Here is a 23,177-nt window from a genome sequence, read left to right on the forward strand (position 1 = left end):
CGGCCGGGACCGCGAGGCGGTACCGATGGCGGTGCGTCGTACGTCCGTACGGAGTCCGACCGGTCACTGAAGCGCTGCGGGACTCCGTAGCGGGGCACCCTCAAGGAATGCCTGCAGTCTCCGCGCCCGAGCCCGTCGTCAAACTCGTCCAGCGCACCACCGAGCCCGCCGCGGCCCAGACACTGCGGTCGACGGCCGCCGCGGTCATCGCCTTCGCGGTGGCCCAGACGGTTCTGCCCGCCCCGCATCCCGCCCCTCTCACCGCGCCCCTCACCGCCCTCCTCGTGGTCCAGGTCACGCTCTACGCGACGCTCACGACGGGGATCAGGCGCGTGAACGCCGTGGTCGTAGGGGTCCTGATCGCCAGCGGCTTCAGCTCGCTGGTGGGCCTGAGCTGGTGGAGCCTCGGGCTGACCATCTTCACCTCACTGCTGATCGGACGACTGGTACGGGTCAACGAGTTCGTGCCCGAGGTGGCGATCAGCGCGATGCTGGTCCTCGGCGTCTCGCAGGTCGCCGCCACCGCATGGGGGCGCGTGCTGGAGACGCTCATCGGTGCCGGCGTCGGCCTGCTCTTCAACCTCCTGCTGGCACCGCCCGTCTGGGTCGAATCGGCGGGCGCCTCCATCGGCGGCCTTGGGGAGCGGATGGGAAGGATGCTGCGGGCCCTGGGCGAGGAGATCGGCGGCAACCATCCCGTGCGGGAGGCCGCCGCGCGCCTCCACGAAGCGCGCCGCCTGGACCACGACATCGTGGAGGTGGACGCGTCCCTGCGGCGGGCCGAGGAGAGCTTGATGCTCAACCCCCGTGTCAGGCAGGGGCTGCTGCACCGCGTGGTCCTGCGGACCGGACTCGACACTCTGGAGATCTGTGCCGTGGTGCTGCGCGTCCTGACCCGGACGCTGACCGACCTCGCCAAGGCACGTACCGAGGAGACGCTCTTCCCCGCGGACGTGGCCACGGACCTCAGGGAACTGTTCGGGCACATGTCCGACGCCGTCGAAGGGTTCGCGACGATGATCACCACTCCTATGGCCGAGAGCGGGGAAGAGGCGGAGGAGCGCCTGGCCGACGCGCTCGCCCGCAGCCGCGTGACGCGCGACCGCGTGGCAGATCTGCTGCTGGAGGACGTCCAGGAACACCCGCGGCAGTGGCAGCTGCACGGCGCACTGCTCGCGGAGGTCGACCGCGTCCTCGACGAGCTCGACATCGACAAGCGTACGGAGCGCCTGGCCGAGGAGCTGGACCGGCGTTCGGCCGAGGCCCACGAACGCCGGCCCCGGCTGAGGGAGGTGTCCCGTAGGTTGCGCGGGGCGACGCAGTTCCGGGTGCGGGCCGGCGAATGAGTGCGTCAGTCCGCCGCGCCGTTGCGCTCGTCCGGCCGCGTGCGGCGTCGGTGGCTGGTGTCGCACCAGGGGTACATCCGGCTGCGGCGGCACATGCAGACGGCGACGGCGAACCGGTCCGAGACGGCCACACTGCCGTCCGGACAGGTGATCTCGACGGGCCCCTCGACCAGCAGGGGCCCCTCGTCGCCGAGGGCGATCCGGCAAGGGCGTTCAGGCTTGTTCGGCACGGATGACCACCAGTTCCTCCGCCGTCTCTCCTTCGTCCACCAGCCCCGTGTCCCGCAGCCAGCGCAGTCTGGAGCGCAGCACGGGTCCGAGGGGCACGAGCGCGCGGACACTTACCTGGGCCCGTAGCCCGGCGTCCGAGAGGTGCCGCAGGGTCACGTCGCTGTCGCACAGCCCCGAGTGCACCAGGAGGAGCCGGCCTCCGGGGCGCAGCGCGGCCGGGGCGGTCGCACAGACCCGGTCGAGGATGGCGCGGCCGTCGCACCCGGCCTCCCAGGCCCGCGCGGCGCCGTGCCCGGGCAGCCGGCCCACGGGCGACGGAACGTAGGGCGGGTTGCAGATCACCAGGTCGTAGGACCGGCCGGGCAGAGACGCCAGGAGGTCGCTGCGCTGCACGGTGATCCGCCGACGGTGCAGCAGCGCGTTCAGCCTCGCAGTCACCACCGCCCGCCGCGCGATGTCCACGGCCGTCACACGCGCACCCAGCTGGGCAGCGCGCAGAGCGAGCGCGCCGCTGCCCGTCCCGACGTCCAGCACCTCGGTGCCGGGGGCGATGGTCTCCTTGTTCAGCGCGGCCATCAGCAGGCGGGTGTCGTGCTGGGGCGCGTACACACCGGGGAGGGTCATCAGCCGGGTGTTACGGGTGTCTTCAGCCGTGTCTGCGGACATCTGCCACTCCATTCGTTGCCGGGCGGGCTCGCGGATCAGGACGGGGTTCAGGCTTGCCAGTCCGCGAGCAGCCGTTCGCCGAGCCGCTCCTCGAGGTACGAGGTGGCGATGATGCCGAAAGCGATGTCGGCCGCCAGCTCGGGCTCGTCTTCGAGCAGCCCGCCGATCACGTCCCGGCGCACCACCTGTTCGTGCACCGCGTCCGCTTCGACGTGCTCCGTGTAGAAGAACTCCGCCGCCGGGCCCGCACCGGTGCGCTTCATGGCGTGGGCCAGACGACGGGAAGCGGGGGAGGAAGTGATCTCGACGGCGGCGAAGTGGCCCACCAGCGCTCCGCGCAGCCTGCGGTGCAGGCCGAACAGCGACATCTGGTTGACGAGGGTCAGCATGGGCGCGGAGCCGTCGTCCAGATACCCCCCGTAGGCGGTGTCCAGGCCCAGATCGGCCATGAGGCCGGCGAACAGCTGAGCGTGGATGCGGTCCGCGCGCCCGGCGCCGAACTCGTCGTACTCGATCGCCGCCATGCCTGCCTTGGCCCGTCCACCGAGCCGGGGCAGCACCCAGGCGTGCGGGTCCGCCTCCTTGAGGTGGTAGAGCGAACGCTGCATGGCGTAGTCGCGCAGGTGGCGCAGTTCGCCCCGGTCCTCGAGGAACCAGGAGACGCCGGATCCTCGGACCGGTTCCAGGAGCAGGCCGTCCAGGATGTCGTCCAGACTCGCGTTTACCGTGGCATCGTGGCGCAGTGCCGTGAGGAAACGTTTCTCCAGGGCGGCGCGTACCGCGAGCAGAGGCGGGTCCCACTCCAGCTCGGGGCGCACACCGGTGAACCCGCGATAGTGCAGCTCATAGCACACGTACAGGGCGAGCTGCAGGTCGTCGCCGTAGGGCTCGGCACCCCAGGCGGCACCCGGATCCGGCAGCGCACCGTCGCCCCGCAGATATCCGATCACCCCCGCGGAGAGCACTCCGCGCGGTCGGGGCAGGAGAGGGCCTGTGCGGTGACGTGACATGGGTTTCCTCCTGCCCCGACATGCCCCGGATTCACACGGGCAACCGTGATCGACTGTACGCCGGACAGGCGCGACCGGCCTGTCCTCACCCGCGCTACCCGATGTTCTTCTCCGTCGTCCAGTGCAGCAGCCGTTCCACCGGCCAGGAGGTGATGACCCGCTCCACGGGCACCCCGCACTCCTCGGCCCGCGCGCACCCGTACAGCTGCCAGTCCAACTGTCCCGGCGCATGAGCGTCGGTGTCGATCGAGAGCAGAGCACCCGACGCGACAGCTTGCCGGAGCAGATCGCGCGGCGGATCGAGCCGCTCCGGACGGCAGTTGATCTCCACCGCGGTCCCGGCCTCGGCGCACGCCGCGAACACCCGGTCGGCGTCGAACTCCGACTGAGGGCGCTTCTTCCCACCCAGCAGCCGCCCCGTGCAGTGCCCCAGAACGTCCGCGTGCGGGTTGCGTACGGCGGCGAGCATGCGCCGGGTCATCGCCGCCGCGTCCATGCGCAGTTTCGAATGGACCGAGACGACGACGACGTCCAGTCGCTCCAGCACCTCCGGGTCCTGGTCGAGCGATCCGTCATCGAGGATGTCGCACTCGATCCCGGTGAGCAGTCGGAAGGGCGCCCACCGCTCGTTGAGCTCCGCCACGACGGACAACTGGTCGAGGAGGCGCTCGGTCGAGAGACCGTTGGCCACGGTCAGCCGGGGGGAGTGGTCCGTGAGCACCGCCCACTCGTGGCCCAGCTCGATCGCGGTCCGGCCCATCTCCGCGATCGGGCTCCCTCCGTCGGACCAGTCGGAGTGCATGTGGCAGTCACCGCGGAGGGCCGCGAGCAGCGTGTCACCTCCCCGGGTCAACGGTGCCGACGCCTCCTCCTCCAGCGCTTCGAGATAGGCGGGTGTCGCGCCCTCCACCGCCTCACGGATCACCTTGGCCGTCTTCGGGCCGATTCCGCGCACCCTCTCCAGCGAACCCTGTGCCACCCGCTCGGCGACCTCCGACGCGTCCATGGCGCCGACCGAGTCAGCTGCCGTGCGGAAGGCCTTGACACGGTACGTGGCTGCCTGGGACCGCTCCAGGAGGAACGCGATGCGCCGCAGGGCGTCTCCCGCATCCATCGTCAGGGCCTCGGGGTGTGGTCGGGGTGCCCGTGCGTACGGCGGGCTTCCTTCATCTCAGCCTCGTACACATGGCGCCGCCCTCCGACGAGTTCCTGACGCACCTGCTCCTCGACCGCGACGAACGGCCGGTAGTACGTGTCGTCGTACGCCTCGACCAGTTGGAAGGTCCAGCGGCCGGGGATGACGTTGCGGCCCAGGATCTCCCGCTCCACCAGGTCCGCCTGCTCCGCGTGCCCACCCATTCGGAGCAGCTCGACCGCCCGGTCGAGCGTCAGGTCCGCACCGCCCGTGAGCTGATGGAACCCGTAGAGCTGCCCCCGGGCACGCTCCACCTTCTCCAGCGCTTCCGTCAGTGCCCCGAGCGCCTCGACGGTCGTGTCACCGGTCCCGGGCGGCCGTACCTGCTCTTCGTCGGGCCCGCTGGGGCCAGGGCGCTCGTTCATGCCTACGACTCTGACGCGTCCCGTGCGAGGCGTCCCGCCGGAACGCCGAAAGGGTGAGTGGTCCGCCGGGGTCCCGGCCGACGTCGAGATGCGCCGTGACCGATCCTGATGAGACTGGGTCCCATGGCAGAGAATCGTCGCGCCCGTTCCGGGCAGACAGCGAAAACGGCAGCCCCCCGCTCATCGTCCCGGCGCGGCCCCGAGCACGCTGCCCGCGCTGCCTGCGAGAGCTTGGAAAGACTGATCTGCCACGCCGCGGAGGGGGTGTCGGCCGTGCGGCGGAAGGACGACGGATGGTGCGTCGTCGTCGACGTACTCGAAGTCCCTCGCATCCCGGACACCACGAGCCTGCTTGCCTCCTACGAGGTGCAGATCGATGAGCGGGGCGAACTCATGGAGTACAGCAGAGTCCGCCGCTACCGGCGTGGCTCCGCCGACGAATGACCCGTTTCGCCTCTCACCCGGAAGGACGCCCCATGACCACGACCATGTACGCCGACGAAGTCGCCCCGTGCCCGCCGAGGGCCGGAACGCTCTACGACGTTCTGGAACTCATCCTCGACCGCGGCATGGTCATCGACGTGTTCGTCCGGGTGTCGCTGGTCGGCATCGAGATCCTCAAGATAGACGCGCGCATCGTCGTCGCGAGTGTCGACACCTACCTGCGCTTCGCCGAGGCGTGCAACCGGCTCGACCTGGAGCGCGACTCGGGCAGCACCACCATCCCCGAACTGCTCGGCGGGGGAGTGGCCAAGTCGGTCGGCAAGCGCAAGGTGCGCAAGGCCGCCGAGTCCGTCGGTGACACCGTGCGCAAGGCGGTGGGCAGCGGCGACGAGGACGACGGCCAGGAGGATCGGCCGAGGAAGCGCCGGGCACCCGCACGCGACGGGGCGAGCCGACGCCGACGCGCGGAGGCCTGAGCCGTGACCGAGAACGGCGTGTACGTCTACGCGTTCATCCCGGAGGGTGGGGTGCTGCCGGCCGACATGGTCGGAGTGGGCAGCCCTCCGGCCCCCCTGCGGCTGGTGGGAGGGGGACGTGTCACCGCGGTCGTGAGCAACGCCCCACCGCAACTGCGCGCCAGGCGCAGAGACCTGATGGCTCACCAGGAAGTCCTCCTCCGTCTCTCGGACAGGGGGCCCGTTCTGCCCATGCGGTTCGGCGCCGTCGCACCGGACGAGGAGTCCGTACGTGCCCAGCTGACCGGATCGCAGGCGGAGCACCTCGCCACGCTGAGCCATCTGGAGGGAGGCGTCGAGATCAACCTCAAGGCGCTCCCCGCCCAGAACGCCCTCGCGGCCGTCGTCGCCGAGGAGAAGAACGTACGACGGCTGCGCGAGGCGGTCCGCAGACGCCCCGACTACGAGGCGAACGTCAGGCTCGGCGAGGCCGTCGCCACCGCTCTGTCACGCCGGGCAGCCGACGCGGGGAAGAAGGTCCTGCACAGGCTCACGCCCATGGCCCGTGCGGTGGCCGCCGGGCCGGAGGTCCACGGCTGCGCACTCAACGTGTCGTTCCTCGTCGACCGGAGCGAGAGCGACACCTTCCGGGCCACGGCACAGCGGTTCGCCGACGTGCATCGCGACCACGTCGAACTCCGCGTCGCGGGGCCGCTGCCCTGCTACAGCTTCGTCTCTTCCCGCGCCCCCCGGACATCGGTCGCGGGGGGCTGAGATGGGACTGTTCACCGGCCTTCTCCTGCTGCCCCTCGCACCGGTCCGCGGCGTCGCCTGGGTTGCGGAGAAGGTCAACGATGTCGCTGACCGCGAGCTCCACGACCCCGGCGTGATCCGGTCTCAGCTCGCCGCACTGAACCAGGAGCTCGAGGACGGAAACGTCGGCCTGGAGGAGTTCGAACGTGAAGAGGAGGAGCTGCTCGACCGGCTCCATGCCGGACGAGTCCGCCCCGCGCCGAACCATCGAAGGTGACTCAACTTATGGAAGATCAGACGAAGGTGACGCTCGCAGCAGCTGTGGTGGGCGGATACGTACTCGGAAGGACGAAGAAGGGCCGTCTGGCACTCTCCGTCGCGACCTATCTCGCGGGCAGGCGCTTCGGCCTGGAACCGCGCCAGCTCGCCGCCGAAGGCATGCGCAGACTGGGTGAGATGCCGCAGTTCGCGGAATTGCAGGACCAGCTGAAGGGTGAGGTCCTCGATTCCGGCAGAAAGGCTCTGACGGCTGCGGCGGACCGGGGCATGAACTCGCTCGCGGATGCCATCAGCGACCGGACCGCGCGGCTGGGGGAGTCCGGCCGGCGGGACGAGGAAGAAGAGGACGAGGAGTACGAGGGCGAGTACGACGAGGAAGAGCCCGAGTACGAGGACGAGGAGTACGAGGACGAGGACGAGGAGTACGAGGAGCCGGAGGAGGAAGAGCCGGAGGAAGAGGAGGAAGAGCCGGAGGAAGAGGAGGAAGAGGAGGAAGAGGAGGAAGAGGAAGAGCCCGAGGAGCCGCGGCCGAGTGCTCGCGGGGGCGAGTCCTCCGGAGAGGCACCCAGGGGCAGGACCGGCAAGAAGGCGGCGGCGAAGAAGCAGCCCGCCGCGAAGAAGACTCCCCCCAAGAAAGCCCCGGAGAAGTCCGCATCCAAGAAGTCCGCGGCGAAGCAGCCTGCCGCGAAGAAGGCCGCTGCCAAGAAGGCGGCACCGGCCAAGAAGGCGCCTGCCAAGAAGGCAGCACCGGCCAAGAAGGCACCGGCCAAGAAGTCGGCACCGGCCAAGAAAGCAGCACCGGCCAAGAAGGCGCCTGCCAAGAAGTCGGCACCGGCGAAGAAGTCGACGGCCAAGAAGAACGCTTCAGCCAAGAAGACGACGTCATCGAAGCGAGCCGCGTCCCAGCGCGGCGGACGGCGGAGGTAGGCAGTCATGGCCAGGACGGACAAGGACGAACCCGAGGCGGAGAGCTCGGGCATGGACCGCCTTCGCGAGGAGCTCTCCGGCTTCGTCGGGGCACAGACCGAGAAGCTCGCCCAGAAGGCCGGAGACAAGCTCACCGGGCTCACAGGGCAACTCACCGACATCGCCGACAACGGCGGTGGGCTGCCATCGATCGCGTCTCGCGTCATGCAGGGCGAATCCCCGGTGAAGGCCTTCGTCTCGGAGAAGGCCGGGAATGTGAAGGACAAGGTCGTGGACAAGGCCAAGGAAGCGTTCGGGGGTGGTAAGGGCAAGAGCAAGCCCGGCGGAGGCAAGTCCATGAACATCATCGAAGTCCTCGACGTGGGCGTGCCCTTGCGTACCGCTTACGACTTCTGGACGCAGTACGACCAGTTCAGCAGCTTCACGAAGGGCGTGCAGAGCGTCTCGATGGACGAGGAGATGTCGAGCGACTGGAAGGTCAAGATCGGTCCCTCCTCCCGCAGTTTCAAAGCGACGGTCCAGGAGCAGGTGCCGGACGACCGCATCGTGTGGACCTCCGAGGGGGCCAAGGGATCCACCCGTGGCTGTGTCAGTTTCCACGAACTGGCGCCGAGCCTCACCCGGATCGTCCTGGTGGTGGAGTACTACCCGTCGGGGTTCTTCGAGAAGACGGGCAATCTGTGGCGGGTACAGGGCCGCCGCATGCGACTCGACTTCAAACTCTTCCAGAAGTACGTCACCCTCAGCGACGAGGAGCCCGAGAGCTGGCGCGGTGAGATCCGCGACGGTGAAGTCGTCGTGTCTCACGAAGAGGCTATGGAGAAAGAGGAAGCCGAGGGCGAGGAGCCCGAAGACTCCGAGTCCGAGTACGAGGACGAAGAGGAGCCGGAGGACGAGGGCGAGGAGTACGAGGACGACGAGGAGTACGACGAGGACGAAGAGGAACCGGAAGAGGAGGACGGCGAAGAGGAGCCCGAGGACGCCGAGGACGAGGAAGAGGAAGAGGAAGAGGAGGAAGAGGAGCCCGAGGACGAGGAGGAGGAAGAGGAAGCTCCTGCACGCCGGAAGCCTCGGCGGAAGGCGTCACGGTGACTGATCTCGAACTCGAGCAGCAGGCGTACCCCATTCCGGGGCCGCCGAACTCCAACCTCGCCGACATCCTTGAACGTGTCCTCGACAAGGGCATCGTCATCGCGGGTGACATCAAGATCGACCTGCTCGACATCGAGCTTCTGACCATCCGGCTCCGCCTGTTCGTCGCATCCGTGGATACCGCGAAGAAGGCAGGAATCGACTGGTGGGAGACCGATCCGGCGCTGAGCTCGCGGGCCGCGCGCAACTCACTCCTCGACGAGAACCGTGAACTGCGCCAGCGCCTGGAAGCGCTTGAGTCGAAGACCGACGAGAGTCGAACGACCGATGAGACGTCGGACGAGTGATCAGGCGTGGGACGAGTGATCAGGGTCGGACGACCGATGAGCAAGGAGGATCGAGCCACATGACGGAACGGGGACCCCAACAGGCGGCGGATGAGAGCGCCCTGTACGTATTCGCGGTGTGTGACACACCCGACCCGGCGGCCTTGGGCCGCCTTCCGGGTGTCGCGGAGGGCGCACCACCGCGCCCGCTGCGGTTCGGCGGGCTGACCGCGATCGTTCAGACCGTCCGAGCGGCCGAATTCACGGACGAGGCGTGGCAGGCCCGGATGTCCGACCCGGACGACCTCGAACGCTGCGCACGCGCACATCACGACGTCGTGTCCGCCGTCGCCGTTTCATGCCCCACCGTTCCCCTTCCTCTGGCCACTCTCTACCACGGCGACGAGCGTGCCCGGCAGGCACTCCTCGGCGAGACCGGGCGGTTCCGCGCTGTTCTGGAGCGCACCGCGGGCCACCGCGAGTGGGGTGTGAAGGTCTACGCACCCGGATCACCGGTGCCGGACCCGAAGCCCGCTCCTCTCCGGGCGGAGACGCCTACCGCACGCTCACGCCCGACCCCCGGAGCCGGCCTCGCCTATCTCGAGCGCAAGCGAGGCGTGCAGGCGCAGCGTGAACGGCGGCACGAAGACGCCCTGAGGGTCGCCGAAGCCGTGGACGCCGCGTTCCGGAACCTTGCCGCCTCGGGGCGCAGGCTGCGGCTGCACTCACCCGAGCCGGCTGGACAGGGCCGCGTACAGGTGCTCAACGCCACCTACCTGGTGGCGGAGCACCGCACAGCGGAACTCGACGCGCTCAGCCGGACACTGCGGGACGAGACCGGTGCCGGGATCGAACTCTCCGGGCCGTGGGTGCCGTACTCGTTCGTCGGCGAGGTGTAGGCGTGCGACGCGAAGTGGTCCCCTGGGACAACCCCGAGCCCCTGAGCGGCCCCATCGGCGTCCCGCTCGTCGACCTGCTGGACCGGGTGCTGGCGACCGGCGTGGTGATCAGCGGTGACCTCGTGATCGCGATCGCGGACGTCCCGCTCGTGCGGCTGTCACTCCACGCCCTGCTCTCCTCCGTCAACGAACGTGTTCCGGCCCCCTGGGCGGACGGAGGCCCCCTGTGACGACCTCGCGACTCGACGTCGACTCCGACCGGCTGGGGCGGGACCTCGTGGCGCTCGTGCTGACCGTGGTGGAACTCCTGCGGCAACTCATGGAACGCCAGGCCATCCGCCGTATCGATCAGGGGGACCTCACCGACGGCCAGGTGGACGAGATCGGGACCACGCTGATGCTGCTCGACCAGCGGATGGCTGAGCTCTGCGAGCAGCACGGGGTACGTCCTGAGGACCTCAACCTCGATCTCGGCCCGCTGGGGACTCTGCTGCCCCGGGATTGACGTACGGCGCGGACGGACCTCGACGGCAGCGGATCGGTGGGGCTCTGGGCATGGTGCCGATCAGGGCATATCCTCACTTATATCCCCCCTCTTCGAGGAGGGGTGCTGCGATCGGAGGCAGCCATGATCATCATCGGAGCCATCCTTCTCATCCTCGGCCTGGTGACCGGCCTGGGGGTCCTGTGGACCATCGGGATCATCCTGCTCGTGATCGGACTCGCCCTGTGGCTCCTCGGGGCAGTGGGGCACGCGGTCGGAGGCCGCCGGCACTACTGGTAGACCCCGGCAGTCCCGCACAGGACATGTCCCGAGGCGCGGTCCGCGCCCGTGCCGTGTGATCGATTGGCGGGCCTGGCCGGTCCGTCCTAACGTCGATGAGTGAACGTTTCGTTCGCTGAAGACGTACGGCACACACAGCTATGACCGGATCCCGAGCGAAGTCCGCGCCCCTTGCCGAAACCCCGGAGCGGGGCCACGGCAAGGGCATAGCGCTGTTCATCATCGCCTCCTGTCAGCTGATGGTGGTGCTCGACATCACCATCGTGAACATCGCCCTGCCGCACATTCAGACCTCGCTCGGCTTCTCGACCGAGAACCTGTCGTGGGTCATCAACGCCTACACCCTGACCTTCGGCGGGCTGCTCCTGCTCGGAGGGCGGCTGGGGGACATCCTCGGGCGCCGCAGGGTCTTCGTCTTCGGCGTGCTGCTCTTCGTGCTGGCCTCGCTGCTGGGCGGCCTTTCGCAGGAGTCCTGGCAACTGCTCGCGGCACGAGCGCTCCAGGGCGTCGGCGGTGCGATCGCCTCACCGACGGCGCTCTCCCTCATCACCACGACCTTCCGCGAAGGACCCGAGCGGAACCGGGCGTTCGGCGTGTTCGCCGCCGTGTCCGCCGGCGGAAGCGCGATCGGCCTGCTCGCAGGCGGTTTGCTGGTGGAGTGGCTCGACTGGCGTTGGGTCCTCTTCGTCAACGTGCCGATCGGCCTGCTGATCGCCCTCGCGACGCCTCGTTACATCAAGGAGTCCGAACGCCACGCCGGCCACTTCGACCTTCTCGGGGCGCTCACCTCGACGCTCGGCATGGTGCTGCTCGTCTACGGGTTCATCAGGGCTTCCGAGGACGGCTGGACCGACGCCCTGACCATCGGTGCCTTCGTGGGCGCCGTTGTCTTCCTCCTGGTCTTCCTGGCCGTCGAGCGCCGTTCGAGGCAGCCCATCACCCCCCTGCACATGTTCGGTGACCGCAACCGTGCCGGTGCCTACGGGATGATGCTGAGTCTGGCCGCGGCGATGTTCGGCATGTTCTTCTTCCTCACCCTCTTTGTGCAGAACATCCTCGACTTCAGCCCGTTGCGCGCCGGGCTCGCCTTCCTGCCGGTCAGCGTGATCATCGCTATCAGTGCGGGTCTCGCCTCGCAGTTCCTGCCCCGATGGGGTCCCAAGCCCTTCATGGTGGTGGGCGCGATCCTGGCGGCGGTGGGGCTCGGCTGGCTCACGATGACCGATGTCGACAGCACGTACCTGGGCAGTATCCTCGGCCCCATTCTCGTCTTCGGCTTCGGCATGGGCATGCAGTTCGTGTCTCTGACACTGATGGCGGTCTCAGGTGTCGCGCCCAGAGAGGCGGGAGCCGCGTCCGGGGTCCTCAACGCCACCCAGCAGGTAGGTGGTTCGCTGGGACTGTCCATCCTGGTGACCGTGTTCGGTACGGCGAGTCGCAACGAGGCGACGGACCAGATACCCCGATTCCTCGCCGAGGCGACCCCGGCTCAGCAGTTGGAGTTCCGCAGAACGGGGGAGCTCCCCCCGCCGTGGGGCGACCAGGTACTGGCCTCGGGTGTCTCGAGCGCGTTCGTGGCCGCCGCCGTCTTCTCCGTCGTGGCCGCGCTGATCGCACTGCTGGTCATCCAGGTCCGGTCCTCCGACCTGGATCGACTGCGGGGCGGAGGGGCCGCGGGGCTGCCGGATGCCGGGGGAGCGGGAGGCTCCGATGCGGCGGAAGGAGCACCGGACGGGGGCCGCGCCGACAGCGGAGTTCCCACTCGCGAACGAGGTGCAGGCGAAGGTCCCCCTCCACCTGGATGAAGGGGCGCCGTTCGGCGGAGATTTCCCCCGGGGCCGGACCCTTCGCGCCGGCGTCTGCCACGGGCGGGGCTCAGACCAGGTTGACCAGACGGATGAAGCGCACCCAGTCCCAGTTGACCCCGGGATCGGTGTGGTCGCTGCCCGGCACCTCGTGGTGGCCGATGATGTGCGCGCGGTCCTTGGTCAGACCGTAACGGTCGCAGATGTCCGCCGTGAGCCTCGCCGAGTGTTCGTACATCGCGTGCGTGAAGTACGAGGGCTGATCGACCCATCCCTCGTGCTCGATCCCGATGCTGCCGGTGTTGTAGTCCCAGTTCCCGGCGTGCCAGGCGATGTCGCGCTCCCGCACGCACTGGGCCACGAAGCCGTCGCCCGAGCGCACCACGTAGTGGGCGGAGACTTTTTTGGCCGGATTCTGGAAGATGCCGATCGTCTCCGTGAACGTCTGCTGGGCGACGTGGATGATGACGCGGTTGACCGGATACACCGAAGGTCGGCTCGAAACGGTGTAGTTGGACGTTGAGGCCGGGGACCACTGGGCCCCCGGGTAGTCCGTGACCGCCGTAGGAGCGGCCACCGCCCGGACGGAAGCCGGGAGGAGCGCCGCGGCTGCGGAGACCGCGGCGCCCTGAAGAATCCGTCTGCGCTGCATCAGCACTCCTGGGGGTGGGGGGTGTCCCGTCTACGGCACAACACGCGCCGCCCCACCGTACGGTTCCGCGCGGACCGAGTCAGGAGTGCCGGGTGCCCCCCCGTCAGGAACCGGACAGCAGGCCGGCCAGGGCGGACGCCGGATCGTCCTCCGCCGGCCCGGCCGGCACCCACCGGCCCCGCTCCTTGGCGTACGGCCACCATCGCCCCTCGCGCCCGTACCGCAGCTGCGCACCCGAACCGACCACGGTCCAGCGGTTGCCGGCGGCCCGGAACTGCGGAGCCTCGCCTTCCTCCCAAGCCCCGGCGAGCTGTGCCCGGGCACGGGCGAGGTTGTCCGGACCGGGCAGCCACTCCTCCTCACACACGGCCAGCCCGGCCGGCCCGCCGAACCGCCACGCCCGCACGGCGGTGTCGAGCCCGCTAGGGCCGCGGCCGGCCGCCGTGCCCAGACGTGCGGCGAGACGGGTGCCGGGCCGGCCTTCGGCAGCCAGCCGCACGGCGTCCTGCCGCGGTGTCAGCGCCTGTGCCGAAGGCTGCTGTTCGTGACCCGGGGTGAGCGCCTCCGCCAGCATGGTGAACGCCCGTACGGCGCTGTCCGCCGCCAGGAACTCAAGAGCCGAAGGGTCGATGCCCGCGCCCGGGGCCGTCTCCGTGTCGAGCGACGGCGACATGCCCGGTTCCGCGGGCAGGGGCGGGGGAGGGGGCAGCGCAGGCAGAATGCCGCGTGCCGCGAACGCCTCGTCGGCCCGCACCCCCCGAGCCGCCGGCTCGACGGCCGAATCCTCGGCGGACGCGTCGTCGTCCGGTCCCCGGACGGCACGAGCGGCGCTGCGCGCCTGCAACTCGTCGAGCAACCGACGCTCGTCGCGGCCCCGCAACAGCAGCAGCACGAAAGGATCCTGGTCGAGCAGGCGCGCCACCTGATAGCACAGGGCACCCGAGTGCGGACAGTGGTCCCAGGCCTCGCAACTGCACTCCGGCTCGAGGTCGCCGATGCCCGGCAGCAGATCGAGGCCAGCGGCGGCCGCGTCCTCCACCAGATGCGTCGGCATCTCACGGTCGAGGAGGGCAGCGATGTGCCCGGAGCGCTCGGACGCCATGTCAAGGAAGCGGCCCCAGTCCGCCTCGCTCAGCTCCTGGAGCAGTACGTCACTGCGGTAATCCGTCGAATCGCGATCCCGCACGACCGCGGTCAGCCGGCCCGGCCGGACGGACACCGCGCCGACCCTGCCCTCGCGGGCCAGCCGCCGTCCCGCTTTCAGCTGCTGACCGTCGAGCGCCGTGTCCTCCAGAGCCTTCAGCCACGCCCGCCCCCACCAGGACGAGGCGAAGCCGCGGCCCTGTGCGGGCGGCAGAGCGGCGAACGTACGCTCCGGCTCGTAGCTCCCGTTCATCGTGCGCCCCCTCGCAGTTCGACCAGCTCGGCCAGTTCCGCATCGCTCAGTTCCGTCAGCGCGGCCTCACCGCTGCCGAGCACCGCGTCCGCGAGGCCCTGCTTCCGGGCCAGCATGGCAGCGATCCTGTCCTCGACGGTGCCCTCGGCGATCAGCCGGTGCACCTGCACCGGCTGGGTCTGCCCGATCCGGTACGCACGGTCGGTGGCCTGGGCCTCCACTGCCGGATTCCACCAGCGGTCGAAGTGCACGACATGACCCGCCCGGGTGAGGTTGAGCCCCGTCCCCGCGGCCTTGAGCGACAGCAGGAACACCGGTGCCTCGCCCGCCTGGAAGCGGGCCACCATCGTCTCCCGCACCGCGACCGGGGTACCGCCGTGCAGGAGCTGGGTGCGGATCCCGCGTGCCGCCAGATGCTGCTCCAGCAGCCGCGCCATCTGCACGTACTGGGTGAACACCAGCACGCTCGCACCCTCGGCGAGGATGGTGTCGAGCAGTTCGTCCAACAGCTCCACCTTCCCCGAACGGGCCACGATCCGCGGCCTTTCCTCCTTGAGGTACTGCGCCGGGTGGTTGCAGATCTGCTTGAGCGCCGTCAGCAGTTTCATGACCAGTCCGCGCCGTGCGAAACCGTCCGCACCGGCGATCGCGTCCAACGTCTCGCGTACCACCGCCTCGTACAGACCGGTCTGCTCCGCGGTGAGTGAAACGGCGCGGTCCGTCTCCGTCTTCGGCGGCAGCTCGGGTGCGATGCCGGGGTCGGACTTGCGGCGACGCAGCAGGAACGGACGTACCAGAGAGGCGAGTCGCCCGGCCGCGGCCGGGTCGTCGCCGCCCTCCACCGCGCTCGCGTAGCGGGTACGGAACGTGCCCAGCCGGCCGAGCAGTCCGGGGGTCGTCCAGTCGAGGATCGCCCACAGTTCGGAGAGGTTGTTCTCCACCGGGGTTCCGGTGAGGGCGATGCGGGCCCGCCCGCCGATGGTGCGCAGTTGCTTCGCGGTCGCCGAGTGCGGGTTCTTGACGTGCTGCGCCTCGTCGGCGACGACCATGCCCCAGGAGCCCTCGGCCAGCCGCGCCGCGTCGAGACGCATCGTGCCGTAGGTGGTCAGGACGAACTCGCCGTCCACCAGGCCCTCCAGAGAGCGTGAACCGCCGTGGAAGCGGCGTACGGGAGTGCCGGGGGCGAACTTCTCGATCTCCCGCTGCCAGTTGCCCATGAGGGAGGTGGGACACACCACGAGTGTGGGGCCCGCGGCCGAAGCGATGCCCTGCCGGTGCAGGTGGAGCGCGATCAGCGTGATCGTCTTGCCGAGTCCCATGTCGTCGGCGAGGCAGCAGCCGAGGCCCAGCGAGGTCATGGTGTGCAGCCAGTTCATGCCCCGCAGCTGGTAGTCGCGCAGGCTCGCGTCGAGCGCCTTGGGCTGTCCAACTGTCCGGCGGTCGCCCGTCTCAGGGTCGGCGATCCTCTCGCGCAGCTGCTCGAGCCAGCCCGTCGCGGCCACTTCCACCCGGTGGCCGCCGACGTCGGTGGTTCCGGTCAGAACGGCCCCCAGCGCGTCGATGGGGGTCACCTTGCGGTCCCGGGTCTCCCGGGCGCGCCGGGCGTCCTCCGGGTCGAGGAGAACCCACTGGTCACGCAGTCTGACCAGCGGTCTGCGCGCCTCGGCCAGACGGTCGAGCTCCGCCCTGCTCAGGTTCGTGTCGCCCAGCGCGAACCTCCAGTCGAATGCGAGCAGCGCGTCGGCCGACATGAAGGACGGCGTGTCCGACCCGGAGCGTGCGCTCGTACCCCTGTCCTCCGGCGGGCCGATCACCGCTCGCGCGGTGAGCTTCCTCGTCAGCTCCTTGGGCCAGTGCACCTGGACACCCGTCGCGGCGAGGTCCCGGGACGCCGGGCCCAGCAGCTCCGCGATCTCCTCGTCAGCAGGCTCCACGGCATCCGGGACAGCGGCCGACAGAAGGGGTGCCAGCGGAGGCCAGGCGCGGGCGGCCCGTCGCAGGGCGAGCAGGGCGTCCATCCGGGCGCGGGGACCGAAGAGCGACGCCGCGGGTGAGCGGTCGGCCCACACGTCCGCCGCGTCGGCTACCTGGGCGGGGTCCTGGACGCTGTGGATCTGCAGGACCGCGCGGAACGAGGGCGTGCGGCCCGCGTCGTCCCCGGCGTCCTCCGCGTGCGCAGCGTCGGCGAGCCCCGATACCTCGACGCGCAGCGAGAGCCGCACGCCGGCGTCGTGGCCGGCCGCCACGTCGGCCGCCCACGGACGCAGCCCGGGCAGATGCGCCGCAGCCGGGGCGGCGAACGCCGCTGAGCCCGACACGAGTTCGGCCGCGGGCGTCCGCGGGATCGTGTCCACTACCGCGTCGAGGAACGACCGCAGCAACGACTCCGGCTCCGCGAGCAGCAAGGGAGCGGCCGTAGCGTCGAGCGGCACCGCGTGGGCTTCCGGCGGCATGGATGCCGCCAGTACCCGGATCCGATCGAGATCGTCCGCGGTCAACGGGCCGGCACGCCATGCGTCGTGGTCCGTCGGACTCAGCCCGGGCAGCAGCAGTCCGCGTGCCACGAGTTGGAGCGCCAGCACCCCGGCCGCACCCCAGAACGCCGAGGACGGGGAGGCGTGGGCGCCCGCCCGCGCCCGTGTGAGTACCGGCAGTGCGTCCCGCACGGGCAACAGCAACGCCGGGACCACGTACGGGCGGACGTCGCTGCCCACGACCGTCAGCTCCGCCGGACTCCCTGGATCACCAGGAGGGGTGCTACCGTCCGCATTCCAGAACGCGATCAGGCCGGTACGGGCCGGATCCGCGGGGAGGAAGACTGCGGAGCAGCGGGACAGTTCAGAGAACTCGTTGGGTGTTGCCGCAGGGAGCCTGTGCACAGCGATGTCAGATTCCTCAAATTTGACTAGTGAGCCCGGGGTCGCCGAGGGTACTCCACCCACGGCCTGTCCCGGGAGAAATGCACTGTGATCCACCTCACTCATTTCTGCCTTCTGAAGCTTGGGGTACAGCCCGCACCACCGCCGGACACGGGGGATTCCCCCCGCACGGCCGGGGTGATGGCGCCATGGTTGCCGCAGGCCCGCCCTCCGTACGTTTGACGAGGTCAGCGCAGATGCCCAGAAACCGGAGACGTCATGCCCCAGGCGGCAGCAGCCACCGTTGCGCAGCACACCCGCGACGGATCGGAGAGTCCGGAGAGCCCCCAGGCCACCGGCAGTGATTTCGCACCGCTCCTGAAGGCCGTCAGGGGGCAGGGGCTCCTGGGGCGGCGCACCGGCTGGTACGCGGCAGGGATAGCCGCCAACCTGGTCGCTCTCGGAGCTGTGGTCACCGGCATGGTCCTCCTCGGCGACACCTGGTGGAACGTGTTCCTCGCCCTGCCGCTGGCCATCCTGTGGACCCGCACGGCCTTCTTCGGTCATGACGCGGGCCACGCCCAGATAACCGGGGGCCGCAAGGCCGGCCGGATCGTCGGCCTCGTGCACGCCAATCTCCTCCTCGGAATGAACGAGGCCTGGTGGAACGACAAGCACGTGCGCCATCACGCCAACCCGAACCACATAGACAAGGACCCCGACGTCGGGGTCGGAGCGCTGGTGTGGACCCAGAAGCAGGCCGCTCAGCGCGAGGGATTCGCCCGCTGGCTCACCCGTAACCAGGCGCGGCTCTTCTTCCCGATGCTGCTCCTCGAAGGCATCGCCCTCAAGATCTACGGCTTCCAGTTCCTGCGGCGGCAGCCCGTCCGTGAGCGCGCACTGTCCGCACTTCTGCTGACCTGCCATCTCGCGCTGTACGCCGCGCTGCTCCTGACCGTCATGTCCCCGGCCAAGGCCGTCGTCTTCGCCTTGGCGCACCACGCGCTGTTCGGCCTCCACCTGGGCATGGCCTTCGCCCCGAACCACAAGGGCATGGAGATGCCCGACCCCGACGGCGAGCGCTGGGGGCATCTGCAGCGCCAGGTCCTCACCTCGCGCAACGTGCGGGGCGCCGTCCTCACCGACTGGTTCCTCGGCGGCCTCAACTACCAGATAGAGCACCACCTCTTCCCGAGCATGCCCCGTCCCCACCTGAGGCTGGCCCAGCCGCTCGTGAAGGCGCACTGCGAGTCGATCGGGATGCCGTACGCGGAAACCGGCATCGTCGAGTCCTACCGGCAGGCGCTGCGGCACATGCACGAGGTCGGCGAGCCTCTCCGGTAGAAACCGCCGGGACGGTGTCCCGCGGCGGAACTGTCAGGGGAGCACAGGCGTTCTCCAACCAGGAGCGGCTCCGGCCGCGGAGGAGGCATGGATCATGTCCAACGGTGCAAAGATCGCCATCGGGGGAGTCATCGCGGCAGTCGTCCTGATTCCGTTCATCGGATTCTGGTGGTCGCTGCTGGTCCTCATCGGCGTCCCCACGCTGGGATACCTGATGCTCGACCCGTCACAGAGGCGCAGGCTTCGCAGGATCAGTCGCAAGGAGATAAGGCGCTGAACGGCACAGTCACGTCGGTGAGCAGCAACGGGGCGTACTCCTTCACCAAGCCTGCCAAGGAGACCATCACGCTCCTGGCCGGACTCGGTGTGGAGGGCGACGTGCACGCCGGTGTCACCGTCAAGCACCGCTCCCGGATCGCCCAGGACCCGACGCAGCCCAATCTGCGGCAGGTGCACCTGATGCACCAGGAGCTCTTCGCCGGGCTCAGGGACGCGGGATTCGAGGTGGGGCCGGGCGACCTCGGGGAGAACGTCACCACCAGCGGGATCGATCTCCTCGCGCTCCCTGTGGGGACCCTGCTCCGGCTCGGCGACGAGGCGGTCGTCGAGGTGACCGGTCTGCGTAACCCGTGCCTGCAGATCGACAACTTCCAGGAGGGGCTGCTCCGGCAGGTCGTCGGCCGTGCTGACGACGGCACCGTCGTCCGGAAGGCCGGCATCATGGGCGTCGTCAGGACGGGCGGGGTCGTACGCCCCGGTGACGCGGTCGAGGTCCGGCTGCCGGCCGAACCGCACCGTCCGCTGGAGCGTGTGTAGTACGCACGGGCCGTACCGGGCAGGTCCCGGCGGCCCGTGGGTACGGAACGGGATCAGGCCGGCCGGACGGCAAGTTCGTCGAGCGACCTCAGCAGCCCGGGCAGTTCGGGGCCGCGGCCGACCGGCATGATCTCGCCGGGCTCCTCGTCCAGCAGGACGAACGCGATGTCGTCGGTCCTGGCCACCAGGGACCAGCCGGGGCCGTCGGCCCGCAGCGTACGGGCCCCGTCCGGGGCGAACGCCGAGCGGATCCGGCCGGGCGGGGGCGGGGAGCCGACATACGCCCGGGCCGCTTCGAGAGCTTTGCGCACGCCGGGATGCTGCCCCGGTCCACCGGGTTCAGCCCGGCTCCCGTCGTCCCCTGTCCGAGCCTCGCCGGCAAGGGGTTCACCCTCACCGTTCGCCGCGGGCTCGGCGGAGCCTCCGAACGCGGTCTCGTCGTCGACCTGTTCGCGCCACGCCGCCCACTGCAGAGCGATCTCGTCCGCGCCGAGGCGCCGTTGCGGAGGCCCCCAGACCTCGGTGTCCGGCGGCGTCAGCGGAGCCGGACCGTCCGGGGCCGACGACGGATCGTGCGGCTCGGGGACGCCGGGCGCGGCGACCGCCAGGGCGAGCGGCCATCCCGGGAGCGCGCAGACCACCGAGCGGTCGTCGGGGGAGAGGTCGTACTCCATCCCGCAGTCCCACGAAGAGATGGCCACCGCCACCAGCGAGACGTCCTTGACGACCACCGTCCAGCGTGCACCGCCGCTGTCCTGGCCGAGCACGAGCCCGTACCCCTCGGCGTACGGCTCGAGCTCCAGCGTGGCGCACGCGGCCACGTAGTCGTCGCCGAGCACGCTGGGGAACTGCGCGGGAGTCAGCAGCACCGCGGTCAGCACAAACAGCGCGTCGTCGTCGGCGACCGTGTCGTCCGTCCCTGCCACAGCACCCACCCTCATCCCTGATCGCTTGGTCCGTCGGCGCACCTTAACTACTCGGTAACCCTGTCGTCGAGGCCCTGACAAGCGATGACGGCCACGGACCCGCAGGAGGCAGCGGCCCGCCCGGCACCCGTCGTGCTGTGGTGCCGGCCCGCCCCGCCCCCGTAGGGTTGTGACTCCGGCCGACGTGGGGGGACAGCATGGTGAAGCGCTACGCGCGCCTGAAGGAGATCCAGCGCCTGGACCCGGAGCGGGACTTCCTGGAGATCTACCGGCTCACCGTCTCCTACGAATTCCCCTGGGACATCACCCGCGCTCTCGAACTCGCCCTGTTCCGCACCTACGCAGTGCCCGGCATCGGCCGGCTGCTGGCACAGACGGCGGAACTGACGGAACGCCCACAGAAGAGGTACGACGACACCGCGCTTCTCCTCGACACCGTCGTCGAGCACGGTTTCGACAGCGAGGCGGGCCGTACGGCCGTCCGGCGGATCAACCGGATGCACCGGAGTTACGACATCAGCAACGAGGACATGCGTTATGTGCTGTGCACGTTCGTCGTCACCCCCAAGCGCTGGCTCGACACGTACGGATGGCGCAAGCTGTCCGGTCACGAACTGCGCGCCTTCGCCGCGTACTACCGCACACTCGGCGGCCGCATGGGCATCCGGGACATCCCGCAGACGTACGAGGACTTCGAGCGCGCCCTGGACTCCTACGAGGACGAGCACTTCGGCTGGGACGAGGGCGCACGCGGGGTGTCCGACGCCACCCTCGCCCTGATGGGCTCGTGGTATCCGCGTCCACTCGCGCCCCTGGTGCGCAGGGCCGGCCTGGCGCTGCTCGACGACTCGCTGTTGCGGACGTTCCGGTACGGGCGCCCCGGGCCCTTCGCCCGGGGGCTGACCCGTGGCGCCCTGCGCCTGAGGGCTCGCGCCGTCCGCCTCCTGCCGCCGCGCACCGCACCTCACTACGCCCGCCAGAATCCCGAGATCAGGAGTTATCCGGACGGCTACGAGGTAGGCCGGCTCGGCACCTTCCCCACGCCGGGCGTGGGTGGTTGCCCCGTACCGCACAGCCGGGCATCGGACGCACCGTCCGAGTGAGCCGGAGACGATCCTCCGGGACCGCGGCGGCTACCCGGTTCGCAGGGGGAGGGCCTGTGGAACGGCGGCTCAGCCGGTCCGTACGGCCAGCGCCAGGAAGCGGCTGTCCTCGTCGGTGTAGGTGTCCAGGCGCCAGCCCGCGTCTGTCAGCAGGGACGTGAGACCGGGCTCGGCCCTGAGATCGTCGTCCGAGAGGGGCCTGGCGTGCCGCGCTGCCAGAGCGGCACGCCCGATGGGGTGGAACAGCGCGAGCCGACCGCCCGGGCGCACCACCCGCGCCAGCTCCGAGAGCCCGTGCCTCGGGTGCGCCAGGTGCGAGATCAGGCCGGCCGCGAAGACGGCGTCGAGAGTTCCGGTGCGCAGCGGAAGCCGTGCGACATCCGCCAGCAGCAGGGCGCCGCTCGCCGCCCTCCCCGCTCGCCGGGCCGCGTCGAGCATCGCGGGCGTCAGGTCGGCCCCGATCACCGTCCCCTCGGGGCCGACGGCCGCACGCAGGGCCGGCAGCGCCCGGCCCGTACCGCAGCCCGCGTCGAGCACGGTGCCGCCGGGACGCAGACCCAGCTCTCCGGCGGCGGCGGCGTAGGCGGGGCCGTCATCGGGGAATCGCGTGTCCCATCGCGCCGCTCGCACGGAGAAGAAGTCCTGTACGCGTGCGTGGTCATCGGCCATACGGACATGATCGCGTAGTCCGCACCCGAGGGAAACGGTGCACACCGTCGAACGGCGCTCGAGTGGGACGAGGTCTCGTTGGTGACCGGTCGGAGCCGGCACGGCCAGGCGTTACGCCCGCCGTCCTGCGCGACGCTCGTGACCATGTCTTCCACAAGGGCGTCGTCCACGGGATCGAACACGCCGGACATACGCATAACGCGCCTCTTCTCGACCCGGTAGGCCGCATGGCCGCTCTGCCCGGGAGGGCGGCCCGGCAAGGTCATCCGGTCCCACGAAGTGCTTCGCACGCCCGCCCACGGCGGCGGGAGGACCGTGGCGGGAAGCAACGCCCCCGGGGTGGACAGGCGCTTGCCCGCAGGGGAGCCGTACGCAAGGCTTGCGCGAAAGGCGTGGAACGGATGAACGGGGAGGACGAGCACATGGCGCTGGACCGGGGACTTGACTGGCTTCTCGATGATCTCACCAGCCGGGTGGAGTACATCCAGCACGCGCTGGTGCTGTCGAACGACGGGTTGGTGACCGGGGCGAGCACGAGCCTGGCCCGAGAGGACGCCGAGCACCTTGCAGCGGTCTCGTCGGGGCTGCAGAGCCTGGCCCGGGGGTCGGGCCGCCACTTCGGGGCGGGAAGAGCACGCCAGACCATGGTGGAGTTCGAAGAGGCGCTGCTCTTCGTGACGGCGGCGGGGGACGGCAGTTGCCTCTGCGTGCTGACTGCGGCCGAAGCCGATGCCGGCCAGGTCGCCTACGAGATGACTCTGTTGGTCAATCGGGTAGGTGAGCACCTCGGTGTGACGGCCCGGCAGGGCGCCGAGAGCGTGGACCGCCTCTGACCC

General features: G+C 70.0%; 28 protein-coding genes. 18 read left to right on the top strand and 10 right to left on the bottom strand.

Annotated features, from left to right (window positions below):
• Window positions 1–107: 107 nt before the first annotated feature.
• Entirely contained in the window at window positions 108–1,346 is a 1,239-nt protein-coding gene (locus JOC24_RS18430) for an FUSC family protein (protein WP_205021413.1), read from the top strand.
• Between the two features lie 5 nt (window positions 1,347–1,351).
• Here JOC24_RS18430 and JOC24_RS18435 read toward each other — a convergent pair whose 3' ends face one another.
• The 5 genes from JOC24_RS18435 to JOC24_RS18455 all read right to left on the bottom strand — a co-directional run bounded on the left by JOC24_RS18435 (window position 1,352) and on the right by JOC24_RS18455 (window position 4,813).
• On the bottom strand, window positions 1,352–1,576 hold the full coding sequence (locus JOC24_RS18435; RefSeq protein ID WP_205021414.1) for a CDGSH iron-sulfur domain-containing protein: 225 nt from the start codon (window positions 1,574–1,576) through the stop codon (window positions 1,352–1,354).
• Window positions 1,560–2,243: a HemK2/MTQ2 family protein methyltransferase gene (locus tag JOC24_RS18440; protein WP_205021415.1), complete on the bottom strand. Its 684-nt coding sequence runs from the start codon at window positions 2,241–2,243 to the stop codon at window positions 1,560–1,562. The genes JOC24_RS18435 and JOC24_RS18440 overlap by 17 nt, the downstream gene beginning before the upstream one ends.
• A 47-nt stretch (window positions 2,244–2,290) precedes the next feature.
• Window positions 2,291–3,253: an iron-containing redox enzyme family protein gene (locus tag JOC24_RS18445; protein WP_205021416.1), complete on the bottom strand. Its 963-nt coding sequence runs from the start codon at window positions 3,251–3,253 to the stop codon at window positions 2,291–2,293.
• A 94-nt stretch (window positions 3,254–3,347) separates the two neighbouring features.
• Window positions 3,348–4,367: a PHP domain-containing protein gene (locus JOC24_RS18450; RefSeq protein ID WP_205021417.1), complete on the bottom strand. Its 1,020-nt coding sequence runs from the start codon at window positions 4,365–4,367 to the stop codon at window positions 3,348–3,350.
• Window positions 4,368–4,369: 2 nt separating this feature from the next.
• Complete coding sequence (locus JOC24_RS18455; RefSeq protein ID WP_205021418.1) at window positions 4,370–4,813, bottom strand: hypothetical protein; 444 nt, start codon at window positions 4,811–4,813, stop codon at window positions 4,370–4,372.
• A 123-nt stretch (window positions 4,814–4,936) separates the two neighbouring features.
• Here JOC24_RS18455 and JOC24_RS18460 point away from each other — a divergent pair, with 123 nt between their 5' ends.
• From JOC24_RS18460 to JOC24_RS18515, 12 genes are all read left to right on the top strand, one after another.
• Window positions 4,937–5,257: a gas vesicle protein GvpO gene (locus JOC24_RS18460; RefSeq protein ID WP_205021419.1), complete on the top strand. Its 321-nt coding sequence runs from the start codon at window positions 4,937–4,939 to the stop codon at window positions 5,255–5,257.
• A gap of 32 nt (window positions 5,258–5,289) precedes the next feature.
• Window positions 5,290–5,733, top strand: a complete 444-nt coding sequence (locus JOC24_RS18465; protein ID WP_205021420.1) for a gas vesicle structural protein GvpA — start codon at window positions 5,290–5,292, stop codon at window positions 5,731–5,733.
• A gap of 3 nt (window positions 5,734–5,736) precedes the next feature.
• Window positions 5,737–6,486: a GvpL/GvpF family gas vesicle protein gene (locus JOC24_RS18470; protein ID WP_205021421.1), complete on the top strand. Its 750-nt coding sequence runs from the start codon at window positions 5,737–5,739 to the stop codon at window positions 6,484–6,486.
• Window position 6,487: 1 nt separating this feature from the next.
• Complete coding sequence (locus JOC24_RS18475; protein WP_205021422.1) at window positions 6,488–6,742, top strand: gas vesicle protein GvpG; 255 nt, start codon at window positions 6,488–6,490, stop codon at window positions 6,740–6,742.
• Between the two features lie 8 nt (window positions 6,743–6,750).
• The gene (locus tag JOC24_RS18480; RefSeq protein WP_205021423.1) at window positions 6,751–7,671 is read left to right on the top strand and encodes a histone protein; all 921 of its coding nucleotides are present in this window, start codon (window positions 6,751–6,753) and stop codon (window positions 7,669–7,671) included.
• Window positions 7,672–7,677: 6 nt separating this feature from the next.
• Window positions 7,678–8,763 carry an SRPBCC family protein gene (locus JOC24_RS18485; RefSeq protein WP_205021424.1) on the top strand — a complete coding sequence of 362 codons (1,086 nt, stop codon included), beginning with the start codon at window positions 7,678–7,680 and terminating at the stop codon, window positions 8,761–8,763.
• Complete coding sequence (locus JOC24_RS18490) at window positions 8,760–9,110, top strand: gas vesicle protein (protein WP_205021425.1); 351 nt, start codon at window positions 8,760–8,762, stop codon at window positions 9,108–9,110. Before JOC24_RS18485 ends, JOC24_RS18490 begins: the two co-directional genes overlap by 4 nt.
• Before the next feature lie 59 nt (window positions 9,111–9,169).
• A complete protein-coding gene (locus JOC24_RS18495) occupies window positions 9,170–9,988 on the top strand; it encodes a GvpL/GvpF family gas vesicle protein (RefSeq protein ID WP_205021426.1) in 819 nt (272 codons plus the stop codon).
• A 2-nt stretch (window positions 9,989–9,990) separates the two neighbouring features.
• Complete coding sequence (locus tag JOC24_RS18500; RefSeq protein ID WP_205021427.1) at window positions 9,991–10,218, top strand: gas vesicle protein; 228 nt, start codon at window positions 9,991–9,993, stop codon at window positions 10,216–10,218.
• Window positions 10,215–10,493, top strand: coding sequence for a gas vesicle protein K (locus JOC24_RS18505; RefSeq protein WP_205021428.1), 279 nt, complete (start codon window positions 10,215–10,217; stop codon window positions 10,491–10,493). The genes JOC24_RS18500 and JOC24_RS18505 overlap by 4 nt, the downstream gene beginning before the upstream one ends.
• Window positions 10,494–10,616: 123 nt before the next feature.
• Window positions 10,617–10,772 (top strand): DUF6131 family protein, encoded by a 156-nt coding sequence (locus JOC24_RS18510; RefSeq protein ID WP_167359481.1) that lies wholly within the window; start codon window positions 10,617–10,619, stop codon window positions 10,770–10,772.
• Between the two features lie 140 nt (window positions 10,773–10,912).
• Window positions 10,913–12,577: an MFS transporter gene (locus JOC24_RS18515; RefSeq protein WP_205021429.1), complete on the top strand. Its 1,665-nt coding sequence runs from the start codon at window positions 10,913–10,915 to the stop codon at window positions 12,575–12,577.
• A 70-nt stretch (window positions 12,578–12,647) separates the two neighbouring features.
• Here JOC24_RS18515 and JOC24_RS18520 read toward each other — a convergent pair whose 3' ends face one another.
• The 3 genes from JOC24_RS18520 to JOC24_RS18530 all read right to left on the bottom strand — a co-directional run bounded on the left by JOC24_RS18520 (window position 12,648) and on the right by JOC24_RS18530 (window position 17,504).
• Entirely contained in the window at window positions 12,648–13,229 is a 582-nt protein-coding gene (locus JOC24_RS18520) for an N-acetylmuramoyl-L-alanine amidase (protein WP_205021430.1), read from the bottom strand.
• Window positions 13,230–13,332: 103 nt separating this feature from the next.
• Window positions 13,333–14,625, bottom strand: a complete 1,293-nt coding sequence (locus JOC24_RS18525) for an SWF or SNF family helicase (protein WP_205021431.1) — start codon at window positions 14,623–14,625, stop codon at window positions 13,333–13,335.
• Window positions 14,622–17,504: a DEAD/DEAH box helicase gene (locus tag JOC24_RS18530; protein WP_205021432.1), complete on the bottom strand. Its 2,883-nt coding sequence runs from the start codon at window positions 17,502–17,504 to the stop codon at window positions 14,622–14,624. Before JOC24_RS18530 ends, JOC24_RS18525 begins: the two co-directional genes overlap by 4 nt.
• Window positions 17,505–17,762: 258 nt before the next feature.
• Between JOC24_RS18530 and JOC24_RS18535 the strand changes: the two genes are divergently transcribed.
• The 3 genes from JOC24_RS18535 to JOC24_RS18545 all read left to right on the top strand — a co-directional run bounded on the left by JOC24_RS18535 (window position 17,763) and on the right by JOC24_RS18545 (window position 19,643).
• On the top strand, window positions 17,763–18,827 hold the full coding sequence (locus JOC24_RS18535; protein WP_205021433.1) for a fatty acid desaturase family protein: 1,065 nt from the start codon (window positions 17,763–17,765) through the stop codon (window positions 18,825–18,827).
• 94 nt (window positions 18,828–18,921) lie between these two features.
• Entirely contained in the window at window positions 18,922–19,104 is a 183-nt protein-coding gene (locus tag JOC24_RS18540) for a hypothetical protein (protein ID WP_205021434.1), read from the top strand.
• On the top strand, window positions 19,101–19,643 hold the full coding sequence (locus JOC24_RS18545; protein WP_205021526.1) for an MOSC domain-containing protein: 543 nt from the start codon (window positions 19,101–19,103) through the stop codon (window positions 19,641–19,643). Before JOC24_RS18540 ends, JOC24_RS18545 begins: the two co-directional genes overlap by 4 nt.
• Window positions 19,644–19,696: 53 nt before the next feature.
• On the opposite strand, the gene JOC24_RS18550 is transcribed toward JOC24_RS18545, so the two are convergent.
• A complete protein-coding gene (locus JOC24_RS18550) occupies window positions 19,697–20,569 on the bottom strand; it encodes a hypothetical protein (protein WP_205021435.1) in 873 nt (290 codons plus the stop codon).
• Between the two features lie 197 nt (window positions 20,570–20,766).
• Here JOC24_RS18550 and JOC24_RS18555 point away from each other — a divergent pair, with 197 nt between their 5' ends.
• Window positions 20,767–21,672: an oxygenase MpaB family protein gene (locus tag JOC24_RS18555; protein WP_205021436.1), complete on the top strand. Its 906-nt coding sequence runs from the start codon at window positions 20,767–20,769 to the stop codon at window positions 21,670–21,672.
• Between the two features lie 69 nt (window positions 21,673–21,741).
• Here JOC24_RS18555 and JOC24_RS18560 read toward each other — a convergent pair whose 3' ends face one another.
• A complete protein-coding gene (locus JOC24_RS18560; RefSeq protein ID WP_205021437.1) occupies window positions 21,742–22,341 on the bottom strand; it encodes a class I SAM-dependent methyltransferase in 600 nt (199 codons plus the stop codon).
• Window positions 22,342–22,763: 422 nt separating this feature from the next.
• Here JOC24_RS18560 and JOC24_RS18565 point away from each other — a divergent pair, with 422 nt between their 5' ends.
• Window positions 22,764–23,174 carry a roadblock/LC7 domain-containing protein gene (locus tag JOC24_RS18565; RefSeq protein ID WP_205021527.1) on the top strand — a complete coding sequence of 137 codons (411 nt, stop codon included), beginning with the start codon at window positions 22,764–22,766 and terminating at the stop codon, window positions 23,172–23,174.
• The last annotated feature ends 3 nt before the right edge of the window (window positions 23,175–23,177 follow it).

It is taken from the genome of Streptomyces sp. HB132 (genome assembly GCF_016909575.1).
Classification (GTDB): Bacteria; Actinomycetota; Actinomycetes; order Streptomycetales; family Streptomycetaceae; genus Streptomyces.

Excerpts from the sequence above, each read along its gene's own strand:
- JOC24_RS18510 (WP_167359481.1), top strand. The coding sequence starts at position 10,617 with ATGATCATCATCGGAGCCATCCTTCTCATCCTCGGCCTGGTGACCGGC.
- JOC24_RS18455 (WP_205021418.1), bottom strand. The coding sequence starts at position 4,813 with ATGAACGAGCGCCCTGGCCCCAGCGGGCCCGACGAAGAGCAGGTACGG.
- JOC24_RS18475 (WP_205021422.1), top strand. The coding sequence starts at position 6,488 with ATGGGACTGTTCACCGGCCTTCTCCTGCTGCCCCTCGCACCGGTCCGC.
- JOC24_RS18535 (WP_205021433.1), top strand. The coding sequence starts at position 17,763 with ATGCCCCAGGCGGCAGCAGCCACCGTTGCGCAGCACACCCGCGACGGA.
- JOC24_RS18460 (WP_205021419.1), top strand. The coding sequence starts at position 4,937 with ATGGCAGAGAATCGTCGCGCCCGTTCCGGGCAGACAGCGAAAACGGCA.
- JOC24_RS18430 (WP_205021413.1), top strand. The coding sequence starts at position 108 with ATGCCTGCAGTCTCCGCGCCCGAGCCCGTCGTCAAACTCGTCCAGCGC.
- JOC24_RS18485 (WP_205021424.1), top strand. The coding sequence starts at position 7,678 with ATGGCCAGGACGGACAAGGACGAACCCGAGGCGGAGAGCTCGGGCATG.
- JOC24_RS18520 (WP_205021430.1), bottom strand. The coding sequence starts at position 13,229 with ATGCAGCGCAGACGGATTCTTCAGGGCGCCGCGGTCTCCGCAGCCGCG.
- JOC24_RS18495 (WP_205021426.1), top strand. The coding sequence starts at position 9,170 with ATGACGGAACGGGGACCCCAACAGGCGGCGGATGAGAGCGCCCTGTAC.
- JOC24_RS18480 (WP_205021423.1), top strand. The coding sequence starts at position 6,751 with ATGGAAGATCAGACGAAGGTGACGCTCGCAGCAGCTGTGGTGGGCGGA.
- JOC24_RS18440 (WP_205021415.1), bottom strand. The coding sequence starts at position 2,243 with ATGTCCGCAGACACGGCTGAAGACACCCGTAACACCCGGCTGATGACC.
- JOC24_RS18560 (WP_205021437.1), bottom strand. The coding sequence starts at position 22,341 with ATGGCCGATGACCACGCACGCGTACAGGACTTCTTCTCCGTGCGAGCG.
- JOC24_RS18555 (WP_205021436.1), top strand. The coding sequence starts at position 20,767 with ATGGTGAAGCGCTACGCGCGCCTGAAGGAGATCCAGCGCCTGGACCCG.
- JOC24_RS18465 (WP_205021420.1), top strand. The coding sequence starts at position 5,290 with ATGACCACGACCATGTACGCCGACGAAGTCGCCCCGTGCCCGCCGAGG.
- JOC24_RS18565 (WP_205021527.1), top strand. The coding sequence starts at position 22,764 with ATGGCGCTGGACCGGGGACTTGACTGGCTTCTCGATGATCTCACCAGC.
- JOC24_RS18450 (WP_205021417.1), bottom strand. The coding sequence starts at position 4,367 with ATGGATGCGGGAGACGCCCTGCGGCGCATCGCGTTCCTCCTGGAGCGG.
- JOC24_RS18540 (WP_205021434.1), top strand. The coding sequence starts at position 18,922 with ATGTCCAACGGTGCAAAGATCGCCATCGGGGGAGTCATCGCGGCAGTC.
- JOC24_RS18445 (WP_205021416.1), bottom strand. The coding sequence starts at position 3,253 with ATGTCACGTCACCGCACAGGCCCTCTCCTGCCCCGACCGCGCGGAGTG.
- JOC24_RS18525 (WP_205021431.1), bottom strand. The coding sequence starts at position 14,625 with ATGAACGGGAGCTACGAGCCGGAGCGTACGTTCGCCGCTCTGCCGCCC.
- JOC24_RS18515 (WP_205021429.1), top strand. The coding sequence starts at position 10,913 with ATGACCGGATCCCGAGCGAAGTCCGCGCCCCTTGCCGAAACCCCGGAG.